Origin of the sequence: Bacillus yunxiaonensis, assembly GCF_037104695.1 — a bacterium.
Classification (GTDB): Bacteria; Bacillota; Bacilli; order Bacillales; family Bacillaceae_G; genus Bacillus_A; species Bacillus_A yunxiaonensis.
Genome location: NZ_JBAWSV010000006.1, coordinates 12,689 through 30,984, shown reverse-complemented (window position 1 = coordinate 30,984; position 18,296 = coordinate 12,689). Strand labels below are relative to the sequence as shown.

The 18,296-nt window shown below is 37.2% G+C and carries 18 protein-coding genes and 3 riboswitches; of the genes, 4 read left to right on the top strand and 14 right to left on the bottom strand.

All coding sequences use genetic code 11. The features are described 5' to 3' along the window. Positions 1–124 precede the first annotated feature (124 nt). Entirely contained in the window at positions 125–898 is a 774-nt protein-coding gene (locus WAX78_RS17510; RefSeq protein WP_336483278.1) for a L,D-transpeptidase, read from the bottom strand. 196 nt (positions 899–1,094) lie between these two features. Beyond that, positions 1,095–1,964: an SDR family oxidoreductase gene (locus WAX78_RS17505; protein WP_336483277.1), complete on the bottom strand. Its 870-nt coding sequence runs from the start codon at positions 1,962–1,964 to the stop codon at positions 1,095–1,097. Positions 1,965–2,196: 232 nt separating this feature from the next. Between WAX78_RS17505 and WAX78_RS17500 the strand changes: the two genes are divergently transcribed. The 4 genes from WAX78_RS17500 (at position 2,197) to WAX78_RS17485 (ending at position 7,370) form a co-directional block, all read left to right on the top strand. Next, positions 2,197–3,498 (top strand): NCS2 family permease, encoded by a 1,302-nt coding sequence (locus WAX78_RS17500; protein ID WP_336483276.1) that lies wholly within the window; start codon positions 2,197–2,199, stop codon positions 3,496–3,498. An 89-nt stretch (positions 3,499–3,587) separates the two neighbouring features. After that, positions 3,588–3,696, top strand: a riboswitch (SAM riboswitch). A gap of 86 nt (positions 3,697–3,782) precedes the next feature. After that, positions 3,783–4,895, top strand: a complete 1,113-nt coding sequence (locus WAX78_RS17495; RefSeq protein WP_336483275.1) for a sugar ABC transporter substrate-binding protein — start codon at positions 3,783–3,785, stop codon at positions 4,893–4,895. Then, the gene (locus WAX78_RS17490; RefSeq protein WP_336483474.1) at positions 4,892–6,376 is read left to right on the top strand and encodes a sugar ABC transporter ATP-binding protein; all 1,485 of its coding nucleotides are present in this window, start codon (positions 4,892–4,894) and stop codon (positions 6,374–6,376) included. Before WAX78_RS17495 ends, WAX78_RS17490 begins: the two co-directional genes overlap by 4 nt. Beyond that, positions 6,360–7,370 (top strand): ABC transporter permease, encoded by a 1,011-nt coding sequence (locus WAX78_RS17485; protein WP_336483274.1) that lies wholly within the window; start codon positions 6,360–6,362, stop codon positions 7,368–7,370. The genes WAX78_RS17490 and WAX78_RS17485 overlap by 17 nt, the downstream gene beginning before the upstream one ends. A 38-nt stretch (positions 7,371–7,408) precedes the next feature. Here the strand turns inward: WAX78_RS17485 and WAX78_RS17480 are convergent, their stop codons facing one another. The 12 genes from WAX78_RS17480 to WAX78_RS17425 form a co-directional block, all read right to left on the bottom strand. Continuing rightward, complete coding sequence (locus WAX78_RS17480; RefSeq protein ID WP_336483273.1) at positions 7,409–8,263, bottom strand: patatin-like phospholipase family protein; 855 nt, start codon at positions 8,261–8,263, stop codon at positions 7,409–7,411. A 160-nt stretch (positions 8,264–8,423) separates the two neighbouring features. Beyond that, positions 8,424–9,569, bottom strand: a complete 1,146-nt coding sequence (gene kdpDN, locus WAX78_RS17475) for a KdpD-like non-kinase potassium sensor (RefSeq protein WP_336483272.1) — start codon at positions 9,567–9,569, stop codon at positions 8,424–8,426. 65 nt (positions 9,570–9,634) lie between these two features. After that, a complete protein-coding gene (gene kdpC / locus WAX78_RS17470; protein WP_336483271.1) occupies positions 9,635–10,216 on the bottom strand; it encodes a K(+)-transporting ATPase subunit C in 582 nt (193 codons plus the stop codon). 18 nt (positions 10,217–10,234) lie between these two features. Then, positions 10,235–12,334 (bottom strand): potassium-transporting ATPase subunit KdpB, encoded by a 2,100-nt coding sequence (gene kdpB, locus WAX78_RS17465; protein ID WP_336483270.1) that lies wholly within the window; start codon positions 12,332–12,334, stop codon positions 10,235–10,237. Positions 12,335–12,347: 13 nt separating this feature from the next. Beyond that, on the bottom strand, positions 12,348–14,015 hold the full coding sequence (gene kdpA / locus WAX78_RS17460; protein WP_336483269.1) for a potassium-transporting ATPase subunit KdpA: 1,668 nt from the start codon (positions 14,013–14,015) through the stop codon (positions 12,348–12,350). A 19-nt stretch (positions 14,016–14,034) separates the two neighbouring features. After that, positions 14,035–14,115 carry a K(+)-transporting ATPase subunit F gene (gene kdpF / locus WAX78_RS17455; RefSeq protein ID WP_336483473.1) on the bottom strand — a complete coding sequence of 27 codons (81 nt, stop codon included), beginning with the start codon at positions 14,113–14,115 and terminating at the stop codon, positions 14,035–14,037. Continuing rightward, the gene (locus WAX78_RS17450) at positions 14,115–14,216 is read right to left on the bottom strand and encodes a signal peptide protein (RefSeq protein ID WP_336483268.1); all 102 of its coding nucleotides are present in this window, start codon (positions 14,214–14,216) and stop codon (positions 14,115–14,117) included. The genes kdpF and WAX78_RS17450 overlap by 1 nt, the downstream gene beginning before the upstream one ends. Before the next feature lie 97 nt (positions 14,217–14,313). Further along, positions 14,314–14,457, bottom strand: a riboswitch (cyclic di-AMP (ydaO/yuaA leader). Between the two features lie 240 nt (positions 14,458–14,697). Further along, positions 14,698–14,934, bottom strand: a complete 237-nt coding sequence (locus WAX78_RS17445; protein WP_336483267.1) for a hypothetical protein — start codon at positions 14,932–14,934, stop codon at positions 14,698–14,700. A 17-nt stretch (positions 14,935–14,951) separates the two neighbouring features. After that, positions 14,952–15,353 (bottom strand): hypothetical protein, encoded by a 402-nt coding sequence (locus WAX78_RS17440; RefSeq protein WP_336483266.1) that lies wholly within the window; start codon positions 15,351–15,353, stop codon positions 14,952–14,954. A 93-nt stretch (positions 15,354–15,446) separates the two neighbouring features. Next, positions 15,447–15,593, bottom strand: a riboswitch (cyclic di-AMP (ydaO/yuaA leader). Positions 15,594–15,686: 93 nt separating this feature from the next. Beyond that, positions 15,687–16,499 carry a bifunctional hydroxymethylpyrimidine kinase/phosphomethylpyrimidine kinase gene (thiD, locus tag WAX78_RS17435; protein ID WP_336483265.1) on the bottom strand — a complete coding sequence of 271 codons (813 nt, stop codon included), beginning with the start codon at positions 16,497–16,499 and terminating at the stop codon, positions 15,687–15,689. A 14-nt stretch (positions 16,500–16,513) separates the two neighbouring features. Continuing rightward, positions 16,514–17,533 carry a thiazole biosynthesis adenylyltransferase ThiF gene (locus WAX78_RS17430; protein WP_336483264.1) on the bottom strand — a complete coding sequence of 340 codons (1,020 nt, stop codon included), beginning with the start codon at positions 17,531–17,533 and terminating at the stop codon, positions 16,514–16,516. Then, positions 17,526–18,296 (bottom strand): thiazole synthase, encoded by a 771-nt coding sequence (locus WAX78_RS17425; RefSeq protein ID WP_336483263.1) that lies wholly within the window; start codon positions 18,294–18,296, stop codon positions 17,526–17,528. Before WAX78_RS17425 ends, WAX78_RS17430 begins: the two co-directional genes overlap by 8 nt.

The window sequence follows — 18,296 nt, the reverse complement described above, 5'->3', positions numbered from 1 at the left end:
CCCGCATTAACGGGCAGTAAAGACTGAAGAAGAACAAGGCAGAAAACTGCCCGTAAAAGCCCGATTGGTTCAACTAACCATCAGTGGGGAATGAAGAAAAGCCCCCACTGATGGAAGTTTCACTTTATTCCACTTCATATTTTCGTTTGTATATATTACTCAGTACAGAGTAAGGGATTTGTTCATACCTTACCGTTGTTTCTTTTTCATCCATAATATATAAATTATTCCCTATGTAATACAGTCCTTTTTTTCTTTGCGAATACACAGGATATACTTCATTTGGTAATACTGTTTTAACTGCTGTAAATTGCCCGTTCGGCTCTTGCCAATATATTTTCGTCTGATCTATCATCCTAATCTTACCAATTTGTTCTTCCTTTACCACTCTTCCATTCCAACTAACAACCCGGTATCCAAATTGATGTGCTGCATATTCAGGAGATGTATGAAAATGAGCAATAATTACCTTCGTTTGTAATGGAACTCGGTCATACAGCCATTGAATATCTCGATCATACATACGAATACATCCATTTGACTGACGACTGCCAATCGACCATTCACGATTTGTCCCATGAATCCCATATTCATTTTTATTTAAGCCCATCCACCTAGTGCCGAGTGGATTATTAGGTGCACCGCCCGGAATATTTTTTCTGTGATATGCTTTATTTTTATATTTATTAATAATGCAAAATGTTCCTTCTGGCGTGGGAGTGCTTGTCCTTCCTGTTGTGACAGAAAAAGTTCGCACATAATTTCCATCTTCAAAAAAAGATAATTGGTTTGTCTCTAGATTTATAAGTAATAAATGATCTGTCTTCTCAGCAGAAACAATTGGTACATATAAAAAAAAGAAAAGAAATAACAATGTAAGTGAACATGCTTTTCTCATCAATGTCACCTCCACATTCCCCTCAAAATCTCACCATAACATACTATGGTTCATTTAGTTTTTACTATAAATCCAATTCTTATGAATGAGAGCTGACCTTAAAGGTCAGTCTCTTTTTTACGCGCTCTTAAAAATATCGGCGCTTCGGCACTATCCGACATGCAAATAGTCGGTTCACCAGCTAGTCCAATACCATCTAACCGTTTACAATAACGCCGCCATTAATATGAAGCATTTGTCCAGAAACATAAGTAGAATCATCAGAAGCTAAATACACATATGCCGGTGCTAACTCAGATGGTTGTCCCGGCCGTTTCATTGGTACATTGCTGCCAAATTCCGATACTTTTGTCTTATCAAAACTTGATGGAATCAGCGGTGTCCAAATTGGACCTGGTGCAACTCCGTTAACACGAATACCTTTTGGAGCTAAAGATTTTGCTAATGAACGTGTAAAGGAAACTATCGCTCCTTTTGTTGCTGAATAATCGATTAACTGCTCATTTCCTTCATACGCCGTAATGGAAGCAGTGTTCACAATTACATCACCTTGTTTTAAATGAGCAAGTGCAGCTTTTGTTATATAAAAATACGAGAAGATATTAACCCGAAACGTCTTTTCAAGTTGCTCTGCTGTAATTTGCTCTAAACCTTGCTGCGGATATTGCTGAGCAACATTATTTACAACAATATTTAAACCTCCTAATTGCTTTGCAGCCTCCGCTACAACTTGCTGACAATGCTGTTCATCACTTACATCTCCCGGAAATAAAAAACATTGTACACCTTGCCCTTCTACCCAGCGCTTCGTTTCTTCTGCATCTTCATGTTCATCTAAATAAGCAATCGCTATATTCGCACCCTCTTTTGCAAAAGCAATCGCTACTGCTCGGCCAATTCCGCTATCCCCCCCTGTAATAAGTGCATATTTCCCTTGCAACTTCCCACTTCCTTTATACCTCTCATCTATACATTTTGGGCGTGGATTCATGATTTTCTCAATTCCCGGCTGTTTCTCTTGATGTTGCGGTGGCAATGTTTTCTTTGGTTGTTCTTGTTGTGTCATACAGAAAAACCTCCTTATCATATGTCCTTCTTATGATGTGCGAAATCAAAAAATATACTTATTCTTACAAAAACGAAATATATGCGCAAAAAAGACGTTTAATATTCGAAATTTCATCATAAAATACAGAGAAATATGAAGTTTTTTATACAAAACTCTTGCAAAAAAATAACATAACGAATATTATATATAACTGTTGTGACAATTATTCGTAAAAAGAAAGGATGTTTTTATGTTTAACCTTTCAAAACATCAAACTTCTATTAAAACTGAAATTATGGCTGGTATTATTACCTTCTTAACAATGGCATATATTATTGTCGTAAACCCTGTCATCCTTGGTGATGCAGGCGTTCCATTTGAACAAGCATTTACAGCGACAATCATCGCCGCTGTTGTTGGAACATTATGTATGGCACTCTTTGCAAATTTACCAATTGCAATTGCACCAGGTATGGGTTTAAATGCTTACTTTGCTTACTCTGTTGTAAAAACTCATGAAGGTATGACATTTGCAATTGCTTTCTCTGCTGTATTCGTAGCAGGTATGATTTTAATTTTGCTATCATTAACTTCTTTCCGTACAAAATTACTGGAAGCTATTCCTGAAAATTTAAGACACGCAATTACAGCTGGTATCGGTTTATTTATCGCATTTATCGGCTTACGTCTGACAGGCATTGTTACGAAGCATCCCTCAAATTTGGTTGGGCTTGGGGACCTTCACTCTCCGCCTGTCTTGCTTGCTTTGGCTGGACTTGCTATTACGTTAGTACTTATGTCTTTAAACGTAAATGGCGCATTATTTATCGGTATGTTATTAACAGGAGTTATCGCTTACTTTACTGGACAATTAACGTTTTCAAACGGAATTACATCTCTGCCAGGTTTACCTGAAGGCGTAATTGTTTCCAATCCAATCACAGCGTTTTCTGATGTAATTAACTACGGATTATATGGCGTTGTCTTCTCGCTCCTCCTTGTAACATTATTCGATACAACAGGTACATTACTTGGAGTTGCACAGCAAGGTGGATTTATGAAAGATGGAAAACTTCCAAATTCCGGACGCGCCCTTCTTTCAGATTCTATCTCAGCAACGATTGGCTCAATGTTCGGTACAACACCAACGACTGCCTATATTGAATCTTCTGCTGGCGTTGCAGCTGGTGGCCGTACAGGTTTAACAACACTAACTGTTGCGATATTATTTGCAGTAGCTGCATTCTTTGGCCCGCTTGTCGGCGCAGTATCTGGTGTTGCCGCTATTACATCTCCATCATTAATTATTGTTGGTAGTTTAATGATGGGCGCAGTTCGTCACATTGATTGGGATGCATTTGATGAAGCTTTCCCAGCATTTTTAGTCATTTTAACTATGCCGCTTACATCAAGCATTGCAACAGGTATTGCACTCGGCTTCATTTCATACCCGCTTATGAAAATGGCAAAAGGGCAATTCCGTGCAGTTCATCCACTTGTGTACGTATTTGGTATTTTGTTCGCTTATCAGTTAGTATTCTTACCACATTAAGCTTCCTCTTTATGAGGAAGTTTTTTTATAAAAAAGATTTGACACTTATATATAAATGTGGAATAATTCGAACTAGTTAAATATTTGATGTCTTATCAAGAGCAGGTGGAGGGATGAGCCCTACGAAGCCCGGCAACCGACCCATAAATGGGCACGGTGCTAATTCTTACAACACGCATATGTGTTGAGAGATAAGAGAAATGTGATAAGACGTCTTTTCTATGAAAAGGCGTTTTTTATTTCCTCTCCCTCCCCGCTCTTGTAAATTGGGGAGGGATTTTTTTATGAAGAAATTATGTTCAATCTTATTAATTATTCTATTATTCACATTAACAGCCTGTAAAAGCGAACAAGATGCTGTTTCAACACAACAACAACAAACAGCTACAAAAGAAACAACTTCAAAACAAGAAACTTCACAAACGGAAATTCCAAAACAAGTACAAAAACCTTTAAAAGTTGCTTTAATTATGCAAATGTCTATTGGCACTTTCTCTTCTCAATATATTGAAGGAGTAAAAAAGCAAATTGAACAATTCGGCGGAAGCGTTCAAGTGTACAACTCCGATAACGATTTAGCAAAGATGGCTGCCAATTTAGATGCTGCTATTAACGCAAAAGTGGATGGAATTTTAATTGATCATGGGCGCTCTGAAGCATTAAAACAAGGTGTAGAAAAAGCATTACAAGCAAATATTCCCGTCGTAGCATTCGATAACGATTTACGTTTACCTGGTGTTACTGTTATTGATCAAGATGACTATAGCCTCGCATGGAAATCGTTAAAAACACTAGCTGAAGATTTAAATGGAAAAGGAAATATTGCCGTTGTATGGGTTGGCGGATTTGCTCCTATGGAACACCGCAGTGTCATTATCGATGCCTTTTACAAACGTTACCCAAACATAAAAGAAGTAGCCCGCTTTGGTACAGCTAGTAACAATACCGCTCTAGATACGCAAGCACAAGTAGAAGCATTGCTAAAAAAATATCCAAAAAAAGGAGAGTTAAATGCTATTTTTGCCGCTTGGGATGAATTTGCAAAGGGTGCAGTAAAAGCACTAGAACAAGCAGGCCGAACAGATATAAAAGTATACGGTATTGATTTAAGCAACGAAGATTTACAACTCATGCAAAAATCAAATTCTCCATGGGTCGCAACAGCTGCTACAGATCCAGCTGAAGTAGGGAAAGTACAAGTACGCTTCTTATATCAAAAGATTGCAAGAGAACATACGCCAGATATTTATTCATTAGAACCACACCTTGTAAAGAAAAGTAATTTACCGACTGAAAATGTAGCAATGGAACAGCTATCGAAATACATAAACGGCTGGGGCAACTCAAAAGATGCTTACTCACCTTGGATGAATAAATTAGAGAAGGAGAAGAAATAATGACATTTTCACTCCAAAACATTACACATCATTATACAGATGTCCCGGTATTACAAGATGTTTCTATGACGATTAAAAAAGGACAAATACACGCGTTACTAGGAATGAACGGAGCAGGAAAAAGTACTTTATTAAAAATTGCAACCGGAGAAATCACTCCGGTTGCTGGAAAACTTCTCATCGATGAGAAAGTAGTCTCTTTTTCTTCACCACGAGATGCAAAAAAACATGGCATTGCTTTCGTAACACAAGAAGTTGATCATGGATTAGTTCCAAATTTGTCTGTACTAGAAAATGTACTCCTTGATTATTTAGCTATGCAAAACAAAACACTTTTTTCAAAATCAAAACATGCAAAGCTTGCAGAACATTATTTGCAAGCTGTACATGTTGATTTGAATATATGGGAAGACATTTCAAATTGTTCTTTACACGAGAAACAATTACTGCTCATTGCTCGTGCACTATCAAATAACGCATCTTTTCTCTTATTAGATGAACCTACTTCTTCACTTGGTCCAAGAGAAGCAGAAAACTTCGGTAATTTATTACAACAATTAAAAGCACAAGGAATTGGCATTGTTTTAATTTCTCACCGCATGTCAGAAATTAGACAATATGCAGATGTTGTAACTGTATTACGAGACGGAAAAGTCGCACTATCTGAAGCCACTTCTGCAATTACTGACCAGCAAATTGTTGAAGCGATGACAGGAAAACAAATGACACTGCATGCGAATACACAAAACAAGTTAGAAACACCATATATATTCCAAGTTGACAATCTTTCTGTCCATCGGAATCGCCCTCCTCTTTCCCTTCACATTCGCCAAGGAGAAACAGTTGTCATATATGGGTTAATCGGCAGTGGAAAAACGACTCTCGCAGAAACATTATTTGGTGCTCGTCATTCTTATGTAGCAACTGTCAATAAGAAAAACGTAAACATTAAAACACCGCGTGATGCCATTCAAGCAAAAATCGCGCTCGTACCAGAGGAAAGAAGAAAACAAGGATTATTTTTATCGGAAAGGATTACAGATCATTTAAATTTACATCAATCCGGCTGGAAACAATCGCGTTCAGAAAGAAATCATGCGGAAGCAGCGATTTCTTCATTTCGAATTTCGCCAAACGATCCAAATGCATTCATCCATTCACTTAGCGGCGGGAATCAACAAAAGGTTTCTATAGCAAAATGGATTGGGTTTAACCCAAACATATTTCTTTTAGACGAACCTACAAAAGGAGTAGACGTTGCTGCGAAGCAAGATATCTTTCAATTTATTAAACACATCACAGCAGCTGGTAGCTCGGTTATATATTTCACTGGGGAACAAGATGAAGCATTACAAATCGCAGATCGCATTCTTGTATTAGCAAACGGAGAATTTATAGGAGAATATCTTCCACATGAACTATCTCCAGAACAACTTTTACATCTATCTGAAGGGGGCCATTCCATTGAATCTAGTTCATGAAACAAAATCAAAAAAGCAACTTATATCTACTAATCTTTTCTATCAATTTAGCACAATCGCTATTATTATAGGTGTTACTATTTTCTTTTCAATTGTAAATGATTCTTTCTTAACTTATAAAAATATTAGTGATATTTTACGCTCCGTTTCTATTGTTACATTACTTGCAATCGGAGTTACATTTACACTAATTGTTGACGGTTTCGATTTATCAGTTGGATCAACAGCTAGCTTAGCAACAATTGCTTCTGCAGCATGTCTTGTTTTATACAGACAGGAATTGTTACTTACACTACTAATCCCCATTTGCTGCGGGCTATTAGTTGGATTGCTAAACGCATTACTCATTATCCGTATTAAACTACCTGATTTACTTGCTACATTAAGTGTGATGTACATTGTTAACGGAATTCACCTAACATTTTCAAAAGGCTCTTCTATTTATGAAGGAATGTCTAGCACGAACGGAACTGCTTCCGGACATTTTATCCCTTCTTTTTTATTTATTGGTCAAGGCTCTATCGCAAGTGTCCCGGTTCCTGTAATCATTATGCTCATCACTGTACTAGTTTCATATTTATTTTTAGAAAAAACAACGTATGGACGCTTCTTTTACATGACAGGTGGAAACCGTGAAGCTGCTCGATTAGCCGGAATTCCTACAGATCGTTACCGTTTATACGCCTATATGATTAGTGGGCTTCTCGCTTCTATTGGCGGCATCGTTCTTAGCAGCCGTATTGGAACTGGTCAAGTATCAGCTGGTGCACCGCTATTAATGGATGCTGTCGCTGCCGCTTATATTGGCTATGCAATGTTTGGTGCAAAAAAACCGAACGTAATTGGAACTTTTCTTGGCTCTATTCTAATTGGTATCATTTTAAATGGTTTAACAATGATGAACGTTCCTTATTATGCTCAAGATATTGTAAAAGGAAGTATTCTCGTTGCTGCTCTTGCCTTTTCATTCACCAAAAAGAAGCTTGCTCGCTAAATAAAAGGGTGACTCATATACTTTTGAGTCACCCTTTTTTATTTAGCAAGAAATTGCACTAAATCTTCATACGTTTTCTCAGCATCTTGAAATCCTTGCTCGTACAAGCGCTGTAATTTTTCTGGATTCTTCTCCATACGATCCACTTCTAATTGATCTGTCGGACGAATAACAAATATATTCCCAGCTGCTTCTTCTTTTTCAATATAATGAAGTGTCTCATTATATACTTCGTAACGAGCTAGCATTGTGTTTACTAAATTAGGATATTTTTTATACGCTTTAGCTGCAACCCATCCAAATTTTGATTTTTTCTTCGCATATCCTTTATTTCTTGTCAAAATAACAACTGGTTTTTGGCAGCCGTCTATCTGTGCCTTTCGAACAGGAATTGGATCTGAAATTCCACCATCCAATAGCTTTTTCCCGCCAAATTCTACAACAGGTGCTACAAATGGCAATGAACTTGATGCCTGTAATAATGTTAATGCTTCTTCCTGTGTACGGCCTTTTTCAAAATAAACAGGCTGTCCAGTTTCACAATCCGTCGTTCCAACAAGAAAATGCTGCTCATTATTGAAGTAAGTTTCAAAATCAAATGGGACATGCTGTGTTGGAATTTCACGAAAAATAAAATCCATATCAAACAGCTGACGCTTTTTCCACAAGTTTTTATACGATAAATATCTTGGATGTGTCACATATTCAATGTTTACTGTTTTATTTCTTTCTTTTTGTCTTGAAAGATACGACGCCGCATTACACGCACCCGCGGATACACCAATCACATACGGAAAATATAAATCATTTTCCATAAAAAACTCCAATACACCAGCTGTATATACGCCGCGCATACCGCCGCCTTCTAATACTAAACCCGTATTTTTGAGCATTTCTTTCTCCTCTTTCTACATAATATATATAGACTTTAATCATTCACATTGTTAAGTATCTCTTTCTATTATATAGAAAATTTTTAAGAAACCCTATTCAGAAGACTTACAAAATAAAAAAATCGTATTCATACAAATGAATACGATTTTTTGGCATACCCTATCGCCGCTGATCTGCCACAATATGAATATCAATATTCTCCGTCTGTCTCATAATCTCATTCACAATCGAACCTTTTCGAATTTCTTCCCATCTTGTTCTTGCTGATTGTCCTAATAAAATTTGTGTTACCTGCAATCGTTTGGCAACTTGAATAATCGTATCTGCAGGCTTATTTCCTTTGGCTTCTTCTAATAAAAATGTAGCGTCAAACTGACTCGTTAAAGCTTTCCATTCTTCAATAACCTGTTTCCTTGCTTCTGATAAAGATTCAATATTTTCTCTTTCTACATTTAATACATATAACTCTGCATTTAAACGGTTTGCCATGCGCCAACCTCGACGAATGAGCTTTTCTGCTGTGGAACTGTACTGAACACAAACAAGAATTTTTTCTTTCACTCCAATTGGTTCTTCAGCAAATTGACTGATTTTCTCATCCATATCATCTGCAACTTCTCGAAGTGACAATTCACGGAGCGCACCTAAATTATTAAGCGTAAAAAAATGATTTAAACTGCGCTGAATTTTTTCTTCCTTATATATCTTTCCATCCATCAATCGTTTTCTAAGTACTTCCGGCGTTACATCCACAAGCTGAATTTCATTTGCCTTTTGTAAAATAAAATCAGGAATGCGCTCCCTTACTTTCACACCTGTAATTTGCTCCACAATATCATGTACGCTTTCTAGATGCTGGATATTAAATGCAGATAAAACATCAATACCGGCATCCAATAATTCTTCCACATCCATATAACGTTTTTTATGTTTAGAGCCTGGAATATTTGTATGAGCCAACTCATCAACAATAACAACTTGCGGTGCCCGTTTTATAATTGCTTCTACATTAAGCTCGTGAAACACTTTTCCTTTATACTCAATTTCTTTCAAAGGAACAGCCTCTAAATCAGCAATAGCATCGTCTGTTTCTTTTCGCCCATGTGTTTCAATTAAACCAATAACAACATCAATGCCTTCTTTTCGCATCTCCCTTGCATCAAAAAGCATTTTATAACTTTTCCCCACTCCAGGAGCTGCTCCGACATAAAGCTTTAATTTCCCACGGTTCAGTTGACGAATATATTCTAAATATTCTTCTGGTGTACGCCTTTGGAACGTTGGCTTATAGTCATCTGCATACATCACAAATTCCCCCTATCCCACCAAACAACGCTACCCCAATCTAGGCGATTGAGGTAGCAGTGTTACTATTTCATCATTTTTTGTAATTCTAGATTTAACTTCAACACATTGACACGATCTTCGCCAAATAGTCCGAGTGCTTTCCCCTCTGTTTGAGATTCAATAAGCTTATTGATTTTTTCTTTCGGAATATTCGTTATTTTAGAGATACGATTCACTTGTGCGTAAGCTGCCTGTGGACTAATATCAGGATCTAATCCTGAACCTGAATTCGTTACTAAATCCATCGGAACCTCTGTAACAGGAACTGCCCTATTTTCCTTCTTCCAATTTTCCACACTTTCTTCTACACGTTTTAATAAATCTGGATTAGATGGTGCATAGTTATTAGATCCGGATGCTTCTGCTTTATATTCTATACTAGACACACGTCCATGAAAATAACGTGGATCTGTAAAGTTTTGACCAATTAACTTTGAACCAATCACTTCATTTTTTTCATTATATATAAGACTTCCGTTCGCATTATCTTTCATAACCGCTTGTGCGATTCCTGTAACAAGCAATGGATATACAAGCCCGCATACAATAAGAAACGTAAAGGTTATACGAATGACAGGTGAAAGTATCTTTTGTTTTTCAAACATTTTCATTTCCCCTTTTCCTTAAATGAACAATCCTACAATCATGTCAATCAGCTTAATACCAATGAATGGAACAATCATTCCACCAAGTCCATAGATAAGTAAATTACGTCCTAACAATGCATTAGAGCTCATCGGTTTGTAAGCAATCCCCTTCATTGCTAACGGAATAAGCAGCGGGATAATAATCGCGTTAAAAATAAGCGCTGATAAAATCGCTGATAACGGTGAATGTAAATTCATAACATTCAAAGCTTCCATTTGCGGAATTGCCAAAGTAAACATCGCTGGAATAATCGCAAAGTATTTCGCAATATCATTTGCGATACTAAATGTTGTTAATGCACCACGCGTCATTAATAGCTGCTTACCGATTCCTACAACTTCAATAATTTTCGTTGGGTTTGAATCTAAGTCAATCATATTTGCCGCTTCTTTCGCTGCAGCGGTACCGCTATTCATCGCAAGCCCAACATCCGCTTGCGCTAAAGCTGGTGCATCATTTGTACCATCACCTGTCATCGCAACAAGCTTTCCTTTTTCTTGCTCTGCTTTAATAACTGCAATTTTATCTTCCGGTTTACATTCCGCTACAAATTCATCCACACCTGCTTCTTTCGCAATGGTTGCTGCAGTGAGCGGATTATCACCTGTACACATTACTGTTTTTATCCCCATTTGACGAAGCTGTTCAAATCGTTCACGCATACCTGGTTTGACAGTATCTTTTAAATAAATTAATCCGTAAATACGATCATTCGCTGCAACTGCAAGTGGTGTACCACCTTCTTTTGCAATTAAATCAGCTTTTTGATTTAAGTCTTTCGGAACTATACCACCTTGTAATTGTACCCATTCAAGTACAGCACCAACTGCACCTTTTCGTACTTTTGTACCATCTACTAAATCAACACCGCTCATTCGTGTCTCGGCTTTAAATGGCACAAACTCACCTTGCTCAGCAAGTGTACTGTTATAAGAGAATGCTTTTGATTGTACGTATTCAATAACCGAACGTCCTTCTGGTGTTTCATCTAACACGGAGCTAAGCGCCGACCATTTTGCAACTTGTTCAATTGTTTCATTTCCCACTGGCAAAAGCGTGTGCGCCATACGATTACCGAATGTAATTGTACCTGTTTTATCTAAAATAATTGTGTTAATATCACCAGCTGCTTCAACTGCCTTACCACTCATTGCTAAAACGTTAAACTTCGTTACACGGTCCATCCCCGCAATCCCAATTGCAGATAGCAAACCACCGATTGTTGTTGGAATTAAACAAACGAGCAGTGCAACAAGTATGGACATATCAATTTGAAAACCAAGATAATTCGTAAAGATTGGTAATGTAACAACAACGATTAAGAAAATAAGTGTTAAACTCGTTAATACCGTATTAAGAGCAATTTCATTTGGTGTTTTTTGACGAGATGCTCCTTCTACTAAAGAAATCATTTTATCTAAGAAAGATTCACCAGGATTACTCGTAATTTGAATTGTAATTTCATCACTAACAACGATCGTACCGCCTGTAACGGAGCAAAAATCACCACCAGCCTCTTTCATAACTGGTGCAGATTCCCCTGTAATAGCTGATTCGTCAACAGACGCTAAACCGCGAATAACTTCCCCGTCACTTGGAATCATTTCGCCTTGCTTTACAATAACAACGTCGCCTTTTCTTAGTTCAGTTGCTGAAATTTGAACAACATCTCCATTTTCTTTTATTACATTTGCAAATACATCTTTTTTAGATTGTTTTAACGAATCAGCTTGCGCTTTTCCACGTCCTTCTGCCAATGCTTCTGCAAAATTAGCAAACAAGACAGTGAATAATAGAATAAGAGAAACCGTTATATTGAACCACCCTGGGATATTTTTAGATACATTCGGTAGAAATGATAAGATCAACGTTAGGAAAAATCCAATTTCCACCACGAACATAATCGGATTTTTCACCATAACTTGTGGATTCAATTTTGCAAATGCTTCTTTTATAGCATGTGTGATAATATCACGATCCATTGTTTTCTCTTGCTTTACTTCATTTTCTGCTACTATTTTTGGTGATGCAATCGATTGATTTGGTTGTTTATCTTTTACCACTACAGGTTTCATCATTTACCCTCCATTACTTCAATGTAAGAAATTCTGCGATTGGCCCTAACACTAACATTGGGAAGAACGTCAATGCTCCAACAATTACGATTGTTCCAATGAAAATGCCCCCAAATAAACTATTATCTGTACGGAATGTTCCGATTGTTTCTGGTACTACCGTTTTCTCTTTTAATGAAGACGCTACAGCCAGCATTGTAATTAAACTAAAATAACGTCCTAAAAACATCACTATACCAGTCGTAATATTCCAAAATGCTGTGTTGTCTCCTAAACCTTCAAAACCTGAACCATTATTCGCAGCCGAGGAAGTATATTCATATACAACTTGTGTTAAACCATGAAACCCTGAATTTGAAATCGCATCTGTTCCTAAATGAGTTGAAAAAGCCAGTGCCGAAAATCCTAAAATCAATAACGGATGAAATAGTATTGTTACCGCAATCAATTTCATTTCCTTGCCTTCAATCTTTTTCCCTAAAAATTCTGGTGTACGTCCCACCATTAATCCCGATATAAAGACAGCGATCATTGCGTACATAATGATATTGACAAAACCTGCACCAACGCCGCCAAACACTGTGTTTAACATCATATTTACAAGTGGTACCAATCCACCAATTGGCGTTAACGTATCGTGCATTGTATCAACAGCACCTGTTTCTGCTGCAGTTGTTACAGTAGCATACAGTGAAGAGAATACTGTTCCAAATCGAACTTCTTTCCCTTCCATACTGCCCTGATTATGCTGCATACCCATTTGATTTAACGCTGGATTCCCATGTAATTCTGCCGTCACAATTGTTGAAAATCCCATTAAAAACACGATGAATAAAGAAGCGAAAAGAACACGTCCTTGTTTTTTATTCCCAACCATTCTTCCATACGTAAATGGTAAAGCTGTTGGTAACAGCATCATTAGCATCATTTGTAAAATGTTACTTATTTGACTTGGATTTTCAAATGGATGTGCCGAATTTGCTCCGAAAAACCCTCCCCCATTGTTCCCTAATTCCTTAATAGAAACGAAAGAAGCAACTGGACCGCGTAATATACTTTGTTTTGCCCCTTCAATTGTATGAGCTGTAACTGCTCCGTCCAACGTTTGCGGTACACCTAGAGCAACGAAGATCAACGCTGTCACAAAAGCAATTGGAAGAAAAACCCTTGTTAAAGCGCGTGTAAAATCTACGAAGAAGTTCCCAAGCTCCTTACCTGCTAATCCTCTTATAAAAGCCATTACAAGCGCTAATGTTGTTGCTGGCGCTGTAAACATTAAAAATGTAATCGCGATTAATTGCGACAAGTATGATAAACCATTTTCACCGCTATAATGCTGTAAATTTGTATCTGCCATAAAACTAATAGCCGTATTAAAGGCAAGCGTAGGTTCCATACCTTTAACATGAGCTGGATTTAATGGCAATACTCCCTGTAATCGAAAGATGAAATATACGACAACAATCATAAAACCATTAAGAGCAACTAATGATAGTGCGTATTGCTTCCAACTCTGGTTATAAGGTTTAATACCCGAGATTTTGAAGATGATTTTTTCAACAGGGCCAAATATTTTGTCTAATTTACGATTCCCTTGGAACGCCTTCTCTAAATAAATCCCCATTGGTTTTGCAACAAGAACAAATAATATCATTGTGATCAAAACTGCAATCCAAACCATAATAAACGCTTCCCCCTAATTAAAACTTTTCTGGATTTAATAACGCATAAACTAAGTACACAGTAAGTGCGGCAACAATAATAAATACTGCAATACTCATTACTTCTTCCCTTCCTTCACAACATTATCCGACCATCTTGCAAGACCAATCATTGATCCAACTAACACGATTAAAATCCCTATCATAGCGATATCTAACATATTCATCCCTCACTAAATGTAAAATTTTACCATTAAAAGCATAAAAAAGAACACTGAGGATCTACTCAGTGTTCAAAAATGAACAACACAAAAGTAAACCTCCTCTCCAAACGCTTACGAGGTTAGCTGTCGGATTCGGGCCTAAAGAGTAGCCCTACTTTCGTAATGAAAGATTCACCCCAAGTGACAATGCACAAAATTGGTTCCCCCGCTCCATTTCTGGACTCAGCGATATCAGGTTGTTTTTTGGAAATTTTATGAACAATTTATGAATGTAAATATACTCCTCTAAATTTTACTTGTAAAGAGGTGAAATAGCTAAAATATGAAAATATAAGATCTGTTAAACGCTTACATTAATAAGAAATACTCTTTTATCATCTTTTTTCTTTTGTTTTCTTCTTTTTTCGTAAAATAGACGTTCTTTTGCAAATTTAAAACAAGAAGGTTATCTCAATACATGAGATAACCTTCTAAACACTTAATCTAAATCATGAAAAAAAGAACGTAAATTACGACCTCTAACATATACTTGCACTAATTCCGTATGTTGTTTCTCATATTCGATAATGTCTTGCTCTAAATATAAACAAATATCTTCTGGTGGAAGAATTACAGATGGCTTCGGAAAGAGTGGATCATATTCAACTAGCTCATGTACTCGTTCTAACGATAGAGCCCAGCGCGTTGCTAAATCACGACAAAGGAATATTTTCATATTCGTTTCCTCCGCTCCTACTCTAAAATCAAAAACGAAATGTTATCACAAGTTGTAAACACCACTAATTTAACTCCTATCGTTTCATAGAGGTGCTTTGGATATTGTTTATTTCGCGTGACAACTGTAATAGGCGCATAAAAAGAAAAGCGAATACGCTCTGCAAAGAAACTAATTGTGGATAATTCATCTCCTAGCAAAATTACTTTTTTAATTCCTTTACACATTTTCACAATCATTCTTGCATCATTTGGACAGCAATACGCTTGCTGAAATCCACAAGCTTTCACTTCATTAACCATATGCTCATTCTCTGTGAAAATGATTATTTTACTTTGTAAAGGCGCTAAACTTTGTAAACTCTTAATTTTTTCCGCTTCTCCTACACAAATGAGTGTGTACTCTTTTTCCTCATCCATGTATTTCATCCTCCCCGCATAAAAGAATTTTAAATTATGTTATTAAAATTCTTTTATACTAGTCGGACCGATGAATTGATGTATTCATTTGCATCATCCTCTCTCAATACGCTTACGGAGTTAGCTGTCGGATTCGGACTTTGAGAGTAGCCCTACTTTCTCTAAGAAAGATTCACCCCTAGTGACAATGCACAAAATTGGTTCCTCCGCTCCAGACTCTGGATTTAGCGTTCTAGAAAAATAGATTCTGGCTGATATAGTACTCCTAATTTTGGAAAAAGTAAACAAGAAAAAAGCCAGTTTTTTCAACTGGCTTCTTCGAAAAATACATATTTATACATTTACATTTTTACGTCCATAAGCAAAATGATTCGTCGGTCCATGCCCGCTTCCAATGTTCAGTTCGTCTTCAATTGCTATACTAATAAAACACTTCGCTTCACGAACTGCTTCTTCAATTTCATAACCTTTTGCTAGTCCTGCCGTTACAGCTGCGGCAAATGTACATCCGCTTCCGTGTGTTTGTGCTGAATCAATACGTTCGCTTCTGTACTCCATAAATTCATTGCCATCAAACAATAAATCTATTACTTCATTTCCTTGATACGCCGCATGTCCGCCCTTCATAACAACAAACTTCGCGCCTAAATTATGCAGTACTTTCGCAGCTTCTTTACTATCTTCAATTGTATGAATCTTCATCCCTGTTAATACTTCAGCTTCAGGAACATTTGGAGTAATTACCGTTGCAAGCGGCAACAGATGTTCTTTTAATGCCGCAACAGCTTCTTGTTGTAGTAAAGATGCTCCGCCTTTTGCAATCATAACAGGATCTAGCACAATATTATTCCATGAAAATGATTTAATGTTTTCAGCTACAATTTTAATAATTTCACTGCTAAATAACATACCAAGTTTCACTGCATCTGGCGTTAAATCGACACCGATTGAATGTAACTGTTCTTGAATACCTTCTACTGGAACAGGATACACTCCTTGTACACCAAGTGTATTTTGTGCAGTAATCGCTGTAATTGCTGTCATTCCGTACACACCGAGCTCTTGAAACGTTTTTAAATCAGCTTGAATACCTGCACCGCCGCCGCTATCAGATCCAGCAATCGTTAATGCTTTATTCACTTTCATTTCACTCACCCTTTTTAACCAAAGTAACGATGATATATCGTTTTTGCTTCTGCTATATCTTTTGTACCATGTACAAGCACACGGCCGTCTTGAAATGCTACTAATCGTTTATCGTCAACAGAAAACGATAATAAATACGGATTAACTGTTAAATCCATGACACGACCTTGCAGTAGATTTTTATACATAGAAAGATCGAACTGTTCTTTATATGGCGGACGAATTTGCACTGTATTTCTACCGCACAAAACAGCTGTCTTAGAAGTATTCTCTTTACTTAAATACGGATAAACTGCGTCCTCTCCGCATGATAAACATTGTTTTTTTCTCAATTTCTGTACATTCATACATGAATATTCATTTTTCCATACATCAAATGAAACGAGTCCATCACGAAGGGCTTCATAATCCTCTACTAAAATCTTTAATGCCTCTGCAATTTGATGTGATACAACGCTTGATACAGCAGGTGAAATAATCCCTGCTGTATCACATGTCGCTCCGCCAAGAGGGATAGATTGTAGTAAACAAGATAAACACGGTGTCCTTCCTGGTAAAATCGTATAAGAAAGACCGTAACTACCGACACAGGCTCCATAAATCCATGGCACTGAATGTTTTTGTGATATATCATTTACAATAAAACGGGTCTCAAAATTATCCGTTGCATCAATGATAAGATCTACACCTATAATAAGCTCCTCTAGTTCTTCTGCTGTTACATCTTGTACGTAAGCTTCTACAACTACATCGCTATTAATAGCTTGTAAACGGCGCTTTGCTGCTACTGCTTTTGGTAAATGATTTTGTACATCTTCCTCACAATATAACTGTTGGCGCTGCAAGTTACTCCAATCAATGTAATCGCGATCAACAATCGTTACTTTGCCAACTCCAGCGCGAACAAGCATCTCTGCATTCGCGCTGCCAAGTGCTCCTGCACCAATAATGAATACATGTTTTTCTCTTATTTTTTTCTGTCCTGCTTCTCCAATTGGAGAAAACAACACTTGACGGGAATATCGGCTATTCAAGAATACTCATTCCTTCTAAAGGACTGCTTGCAGTTGCACAGCGCTTACGTGCAATACGTCCCGCTTCAAAACCTAATCGACCTGCATGAATACTAAGTTTCATTGCTTCCGCCATTTTCACAGGATCTTTCGCTCCGGAAACAGCTGTATTCAATAAAACACCATCTGCTCCTAATTCCATCGCAAACGCTGCATCAGCTGGGCTACCGATACCAGCATCAACAATAACCGGAACAGTTGCTTGCTCAATAATAAAGCTTAAATTTAACGGATTTACAATACCAAGACCAGAACCGATTGGTGATGCACCTGGCATAATTGCATGAACACCTAATTCTTGTAATTTACGTGCTAACACAACATCATCAGACGTATACGGCAGAACAATAAACCCTTCTTTTAATAACATTTCGGATGCTTTTAACGTTTCAACTGGATCTGGCAATAACGTTTTATCATCACCGATTACCTCTACTTTAATCATGTCACATAATCCTGATGCTTTCGCTAGTTTCGCAATGCGCACTGCTTCTTCTGCTGTTTTTGCTCCTGCTGTATTTGGAAGAAGTGTATACTTTGTTACATCAATTTTTTCTAGTAAATTCGGTTGCTCAGCATCAAAAATATCCATACGACGCACCGCAAACGTTAAAATTTCTGCTTCTGATACTTCAATTGCTTTCTTTTGTACATCAAAATCAGAAAATTTCCCTGTTCCTAATAACAGCCTAGAATGAAAAGTAAATGGTCCAATATTTAACAT

Excerpts from the sequence above, each read along its gene's own strand:
- WAX78_RS17510 (WP_336483278.1), bottom strand. The coding sequence starts at position 898 with ATGAGAAAAGCATGTTCACTTACATTGTTATTTCTTTTCTTTTTTTTA.
- WAX78_RS17505 (WP_336483277.1), bottom strand. The coding sequence starts at position 1,964 with ATGACACAACAAGAACAACCAAAGAAAACATTGCCACCGCAACATCAA.
- WAX78_RS17500 (WP_336483276.1), top strand. The coding sequence starts at position 2,197 with ATGTTTAACCTTTCAAAACATCAAACTTCTATTAAAACTGAAATTATG.
- WAX78_RS17495 (WP_336483275.1), top strand. The coding sequence starts at position 3,783 with ATGAAGAAATTATGTTCAATCTTATTAATTATTCTATTATTCACATTA.
- WAX78_RS17480 (WP_336483273.1), bottom strand. The coding sequence starts at position 8,263 with ATGCTCAAAAATACGGGTTTAGTATTAGAAGGCGGCGGTATGCGCGGC.
- kdpDN (WP_336483272.1), bottom strand. The coding sequence starts at position 9,569 with ATGTATGCAGATGACTATAAGCCAACGTTCCAAAGGCGTACACCAGAA.
- kdpC (WP_336483271.1), bottom strand. The coding sequence starts at position 10,216 with ATGTTTGAAAAACAAAAGATACTTTCACCTGTCATTCGTATAACCTTT.
- kdpB (WP_336483270.1), bottom strand. The coding sequence starts at position 12,334 with ATGAAACCTGTAGTGGTAAAAGATAAACAACCAAATCAATCGATTGCA.
- kdpA (WP_336483269.1), bottom strand. The coding sequence starts at position 14,015 with ATGGTTTGGATTGCAGTTTTGATCACAATGATATTATTTGTTCTTGTT.
- kdpF (WP_336483473.1), bottom strand. The coding sequence starts at position 14,115 with ATGAGTATTGCAGTATTTATTATTGTTGCCGCACTTACTGTGTACTTA.
- WAX78_RS17450 (WP_336483268.1), bottom strand. The coding sequence starts at position 14,216 with ATGTTAGATATCGCTATGATAGGGATTTTAATCGTGTTAGTTGGATCA.
- WAX78_RS17445 (WP_336483267.1), bottom strand. The coding sequence starts at position 14,934 with ATGAAAATATTCCTTTGTCGTGATTTAGCAACGCGCTGGGCTCTATCG.
- WAX78_RS17440 (WP_336483266.1), bottom strand. The coding sequence starts at position 15,353 with ATGGATGAGGAAAAAGAGTACACACTCATTTGTGTAGGAGAAGCGGAA.
- thiD (WP_336483265.1), bottom strand. The coding sequence starts at position 16,499 with ATGAAAGTGAATAAAGCATTAACGATTGCTGGATCTGATAGCGGCGGC.
- WAX78_RS17425 (WP_336483263.1), bottom strand. The coding sequence starts at position 18,296 with ATGTTAAATATTGGACCATTTACTTTTCATTCTAGGCTGTTATTAGGA.